The sequence below is a fragment of the Mycobacterium sp. PSTR-4-N genome, assembly GCF_022348085.1.
Classification (GTDB): domain Bacteria; phylum Actinomycetota; class Actinomycetes; order Mycobacteriales; family Mycobacteriaceae; genus Mycobacterium.
In genome coordinates this window covers 1-5376 of the sequence record NZ_JAKRFN010000046.1, presented here as the reverse complement: position 1 = coordinate 5376, position 5376 = coordinate 1, and the positions used below count along the sequence as shown (strand labels likewise).

The 5376-nt window shown below is 67.2% G+C and carries 7 protein-coding genes; 5 read left to right on the top strand and 2 right to left on the bottom strand.

Annotation, left to right across the window (positions count from 1 at the left end; all coding sequences use genetic code 11):
* Positions 1 to 413 precede the first annotated feature (413 nt).
* On the bottom strand, positions 414 to 1055 hold the full coding sequence (locus tag MHN84_RS29470) for a cadmium resistance transporter (protein ID WP_079481877.1): 642 nt from the start codon (positions 1053 to 1055) through the stop codon (positions 414 to 416).
* Positions 1056 to 1193: 138 nt separating this feature from the next.
* Entirely contained in the window at positions 1194 to 1583 is a 390-nt protein-coding gene (locus MHN84_RS29465) for a heavy metal-responsive transcriptional regulator (RefSeq protein WP_005148625.1), read from the bottom strand.
* 56 nt (positions 1584 to 1639) lie between these two features.
* Between MHN84_RS29465 and merA the strand changes: the two genes are divergently transcribed.
* The 5 genes from merA to MHN84_RS29440 form a co-directional block, all read left to right on the top strand.
* Positions 1640 to 3043 (top strand): mercury(II) reductase, encoded by a 1404-nt coding sequence (merA, locus tag MHN84_RS29460; protein ID WP_005148655.1) that lies wholly within the window; start codon positions 1640 to 1642, stop codon positions 3041 to 3043.
* 26 nt (positions 3044 to 3069) lie between these two features.
* Positions 3070 to 3711 (top strand): organomercurial lyase MerB, encoded by a 642-nt coding sequence (gene merB, locus MHN84_RS29455; protein WP_005148656.1) that lies wholly within the window; start codon positions 3070 to 3072, stop codon positions 3709 to 3711.
* Between the two features lie 32 nt (positions 3712 to 3743).
* A complete protein-coding gene (locus MHN84_RS29450; protein WP_005148657.1) occupies positions 3744 to 4034 on the top strand; it encodes a hypothetical protein in 291 nt (96 codons plus the stop codon).
* 46 nt (positions 4035 to 4080) lie between these two features.
* Positions 4081 to 4581, top strand: a complete 501-nt coding sequence (locus MHN84_RS29445) for a redoxin domain-containing protein (RefSeq protein WP_234788714.1) — start codon at positions 4081 to 4083, stop codon at positions 4579 to 4581.
* Positions 4578 to 5376 (top strand): cytochrome c biogenesis protein CcdA (locus MHN84_RS29440; protein WP_241207976.1); only part of this gene is annotated, 799 nt, incomplete at its 3' end. The genes MHN84_RS29445 and MHN84_RS29440, both read left to right, overlap by 4 nt.

Here is a 5376-nt window from a genome sequence, read left to right as displayed (position 1 = left end):
TGTCCGTTCTCATTGAATCTGGGGCACATTTACTAGTCTGACCTGCATTGCCCCAGATTGGATGAGAATTTCGATCGCGACGTTTCTCATTGAATCTGGGGCTACCCTGCTTCCGCGCCCGGCTGCGAGCGCAGCAGGGTAGCCGGAATGGTCTCCTGTCGATTCCGTTGGCTCGGGTACGTCTTCGGTATAACTACTGTGATCGTGTCTCTCGTGACACACGATCATGATTCTGTGGTGCGCTCGCTCGTGTTGGTAGTTCGGGTGCCGGCTGCGGCCTTTGAGCACCTTGGCCACCGCCCGTTTTAGATTGTCATAGCGGATACGGGCCGGGACATCACCAAAGTGGTTGAACGCCAACACATGCCGATGCAGGAGCGCCTCCTGGCCCTGAGTGGTGAAGTTGCTCCGAGCTAGAGGGCGAACGCTCCGCCTTTGATGAGGATGAGGGCCCCGATTGTGATCAGTGCAACGGGCAGAACGATGTGGCCCCAGCGTGAGAGTGCTTTGGCGATGATCGGGTGGGAGGCGAAATATCGGCCGGCCGCGCACCAGATGGCCACACCGATGAGGAACACGATGATGTAAACACCGATGGTGGCGATCGTTGAGACGGCGAAGATCGGAACGTACACGCCGATGTTGTCGCCGCCGTTGGCGAAGGTGATGACTGCGACCTGCCAGGTGCCAGGCGTCAACAGTGTTGCGGGATCATCGGTCGGCGCCGGTTGGGTGCGGCGATCCCGCCAGGCCAGCCATGCCGCCCGCAGCCCCAACACGATGGGCAGCAGCCCGAAGTACGGCAGTGCGGCTGGAGGAAGCAGCGTGGCACCCAGGAGTGCGCCGCCGACCGAAACTGCCAAGATGGCGGTGAAGCCGAGGTACTGACCGGCGGTCACTCGGATGGCTGCGCCACGATGACCGGGCGCCTGGCCGAACATCACCGCGAGGACCACGATGTCGTCGATATTGGTGATGGCGAAGGTGGCGATCGCCTGAACGAGTGTGGCTGGGCTCAGCACGGCCAATGCGACCAGCTTCGAGTGAAATCCCACCGCATCGGGTGAGCCTACTGCTCAGCAGGCCCCGCGCTCCCGCGCACCAACGACCTCCAGTGGGGCGGAAATTCATGACGACTGCCGGGGTCAACGGACTTGACGAAATACATGCCTCCGGTGCCACGGAGGTGGCTCCTAGAGGTATCGACATACGTCATCGGCGCTGCATGATTCCGGGTCGACGCTTTCGGCGCCCTGCCGCAGCCGGGCGATGGTCTCGCGCAGTGCCACCAGTGCGCTGATCTGCTCGTCGAGGTCGGTCAGTCGGATGTCGAGCAGGTCGCGCACGTGCGTGCACGGCGCGTGGCCGCTGTCACGGATGTCGAGGATCTGCCGAATCTGGGCGAGGCTGAACCCGGCGGCCTGTCCCCGTCGGATGAAGCCGACCCGGGCGATCGTGTCGGCGGCATAGTCGCGATACCCCGCCGGGGAACGTTCGGCGGGCGGGAGCAGGCCTTCGTCTTCGTAGTAGCGCAGCGTCGCGGTGGTGGCCCCGGTCGCCTCGGCGAGCTTCCCGATTCTCACGATGTCTCCTCAGAACACTTGACCTTCAAGCCTACTTGAAGGTCAAGGATGGGTGCATGAGTCAGGGATTGGACCTCGCGGTCATCGGTTCCGGCGGCGCGGCGATGGCCGCGGCGATCCGCGCTACCGCGCTCGGCAAGTCCGTCGTCATGATCGAGCGCGGCATCTTCGGTGGCACGTGTGTCAACACCGGCTGCGTGCCGTCAAAGGCCCTGATCGCAGCGGCCGAGGCCCGGCATACCGCAGCCGACACTGCCCGGTTCCCGGGGATCGCCACCACGGCCGGCCCGGTGGACATGGCGGCCCTGATCGCCGGCACGCACGATCTGGTGGAGTCGCTGCGCTCAGAGAAGTACCTCAACGTGGCCGAATCGTATGGCTGGCAGCGCATTCAGGGCCAAGCGCGGTTCGCCGGAACCCCGGACGCGCCCGTCATCGAGGTCGGCGATGCCACCATCGAGGCCGAGCACTACCTGATCGCCACCGGCGCGAACCCAGTCATCCCGCCCGCATTCGAGGGCGTCGCCTACCTGACCTCGACCACCGCGATGGAAGTCACCGAGGTCCCGGAGTCGCTGCTGGTGATCGGCGGCGGCTACGTCGCGTTGGAGCAGGCGCAACTGTTCGCCCGGCTCGGGTCAACGGTGACGGTGCTGGTCCGCTCCACGCTGGCATCGAAGGAAGAGCCGGAAGTCGGCATGGCGCTGCTGGAGGTGTTCGCCGACGACGGCATCCGGGTGGTGCGCCGCGCCACGGTGAGCGAGGTCGAGCAGGCCGACGATCAGGTCACGGTCACCGCGACCATCACCGGCGGAACGCAGCAGTTCCGTGCCGCGAAAGTCCTCGTCGCCACCGGCCGCCGTCCGAACACCGACGGCCTGAATCTCGAAGCGGTGCAGGTCAAAACCGGCGAGAACAACGAGGTCGTGGTGAGCGACGGGCTGCAGTCGTCGAACCCACGGATCTGGGCGGCCGGCGACGTGACCGGGCACCGCGAGTTCGTCTACGTCGCCGCCCATCACGGCGCGATGGTCGCCGACAACATCTTCACCGACGCCGGCCGCAGGGTCGACTACCGCCATCTGCCCCGCGTGACGTTCACCAGCCCCGCGGTCGGTGCGGCCGGGACGACCGAGGCCGAGCTCCTCGCCGCCGGGACACGGTGCGACTGCCGGGTGCTGCCGCTAAAACATGTGCCGCGTGCGGTGGTCAACCGAGACACCCGCGGTTTCATCAAACTCGTCGCCGACGCCGGCACCGGCCGCATCCACGGCATCACCGCCGTCGCCAAGGATGCTGGCGAGATCGCCGCCGCCGCGGTCTACATCCTCGACGCCGCGATGACCGTCGACCAGGTCGCCGGGTCCTGGGCCCCGTATCTGACCATGGCCGAAGGCATCAAAATCGCCGCCCAGTCCTTCAGCGCCGATATGTCCCGACTGTCCTGCTGCGCATCCTGACGCATGGCTCACTCGAAAGGTTCCTGATGCCCAATTTCCTTGACCGCCTGACCATTCCGGAAGAGTCCGGGCTCGACCCGACGATGCTGGTGCCGTTGCTGCGGCTGCTCGCCGCCGGCGAGCCGGTCACCGTGGAGGCGCTCGCCGCGGCCGTCGGCCTCCCGGTTGACGAGGTGACCCGGCGTCTGGCCGCGGTACCCGACACCGAATACGACGAGCAGGGCCGCATCGTCGGCCAGGGCCTGACCCTGCGCCCGACCCGCCACCGATTCACCGTGGCCGGCCAAGAGCTCTACACCTGGTGCGCCCTGGACACCCTCATCTTTCCCACCATCCTGGACCGGCCCGCCAGCATCGAATCCGAATCACCCGTCAGCGGGCACCCGATCAGGGTCTCGGTCGGCGAAAACGGTGTCACCAGCGTGCAGCCCGAGACCGCGGTGGTCTCGCTGGTCAACCCCGACGACCTCACCTCGATCCGGTCCTCATTCTGCAACCAGGTGCACTACTTCACCTGCGCGCAGGACGCCGCGCCGTGGCTCGCCGAGCACCCCGAAGGTCAGATCGTCAGCGTCGCTGAGGCCCACCAACTCGGCGCAGCCCTGACCACACAAATCCTTACCCAGCTCCATACCCCGCCAACTGCCCACCCCGGCTGCTGCAGCTGACCAGCCGCACCCAACCTGATGAGGAGAAATCAATGAATCAACGTCCACGAAGAAATCCCGTGCTGCTGGGTGCGGCAGCGGTGCTGGTGACGGCCCTGTGTTGCGCCGCGCCAGTCCTGATCGCCGGCGGCGCGCTCGCCGCCGTGTGTGGACTGCTCGAGAATCCATGGGTCATCGGGGCAGCCGTCGCGCTGCTGCTGGCGGCTGTGGTCGCCTTCGCCCGCCGCGGTCAACGCGGCGATCACTGCTGTCCCGCCGACAGCCATTCACCCGCGACGCACACGCTCGACGACCTGACGAAAGGAAGCATCGACAATGTCTGAAACGCGTTCGTTTACACCCCACAGGTGGGCGGGCGTTACGGCTGTGATGCTGGCAGCGGGCGCGCTGACCGCGTGCGGCCAATCGGCCACAACCAGCAATCCGACCTCACCGCCACACGCCAACGCCACAACCCAGGCGACGGCGGCGACACTGACCACGGTGGACGGCAAAACCGTCGAACTGCCCGCTGCCGCCCCGACCGCGATCCTGTTCTTCTCCTACGGGTGCGGCGAATGCGTCGGCGGCGGTAAATCCCTGGCCGCTGCTCGGGCGGCCGTGGAGAAAGCCAGAGGCAGCGCCAAGTTCCTAGCCGTCGACATCGTCCCCACCGAGAAACCCGCCGATGTTCGCCACTTCCTGGACCAGATCGGCGGCACCAGCCTGCCCGCGGTCGTCGATACTAACGGGGCCCTGACCAGCCGCTACCAGGTGACCGCGCCGACCACCGCCCTCGTCATCGACCCGTCCGGGCAGATCAGCTACCGCGGCCACGCCCCGTCCCAGGATCAGATCCTGGCCGCCCTCGGCAGCAGCGCCGCACGGTGAACCTGCTCGCGCTCGCGTTTACCGCTGGCATGCTCGCCCCGGTCAACCCCTGCGGGTTCGCGCTGCTACCGGCGTGGATCACCGGCACCATCGCCACCGGCGGCACCGATGCGGTGCTCGTGCGGCTGGCCCGGGCACTGCGCACCGGGGCCGTCCTGACCATCGGGTTCACCGGCACCCTCACCCTCGCCGGTATCGCGATCAGTGCCGGTGCCCGGACCCTGGTGACGGCTGCTCCCTGGCTCGGGATCACGATCGGGCTCACCCTGGCCATCTTGGGCGGCTTCATGCTCACCGGCCGCACCATCGGTCTGCGTATGCCTGCCCGGACGCGTCATCGGCCGGACTCCCCAACAGCCGGTGGTGTGCTCGCGGCCGGAATCGGCTACGCCCTGGCGTCACTGTCCTGCACCTTCGGGGTACTGCTCGCGGTGATCGCCCAGGCCCAGGCCACCAGCGGATGGGGCGGTCTGCTGGCAGTGTTCACCGCATACACAGCCGGTGCCGCCACCATCTTGATGCTGGTCAGCGTCGGCACCGCCATCGCCGGCACGGCCCTGACCCGGCATCTGGGTATCCTCGCCCGCCACGGGACCCGCGTCACCGCCGTTGTCCTCATCGCCACCGGCGCCTACCTCGCGTGGTACTGGCTGCCCGCGGCCACCGGGCACACCGCCAGCGGCGGCAACCTGCTCACCGGCTGGTCGGCCACCGCGACCGGATGGCTGCAGGACCACGCCCTCCCGGCCAGCGTCATTGCCGCCTTCGCTGTGGTGGTCAGCGCGGTGGCCGCGT

What these genes read in the sequence shown, in the direction of transcription:
- merA (WP_005148655.1), top strand. Translation starts at nt 1,640, where the DNA reads ATGAGTCAGGGATTGGACCTCGCGGTCATCGGTTCCGGCGGCGCGGCG.
- merB (WP_005148656.1), top strand. Translation starts at nt 3,070, where the DNA reads ATGCCCAATTTCCTTGACCGCCTGACCATTCCGGAAGAGTCCGGGCTC.
- MHN84_RS29450 (WP_005148657.1), top strand. Translation starts at nt 3,744, where the DNA reads ATGAATCAACGTCCACGAAGAAATCCCGTGCTGCTGGGTGCGGCAGCG.
- MHN84_RS29445 (WP_234788714.1), top strand. Translation starts at nt 4,081, where the DNA reads ATGCTGGCAGCGGGCGCGCTGACCGCGTGCGGCCAATCGGCCACAACC.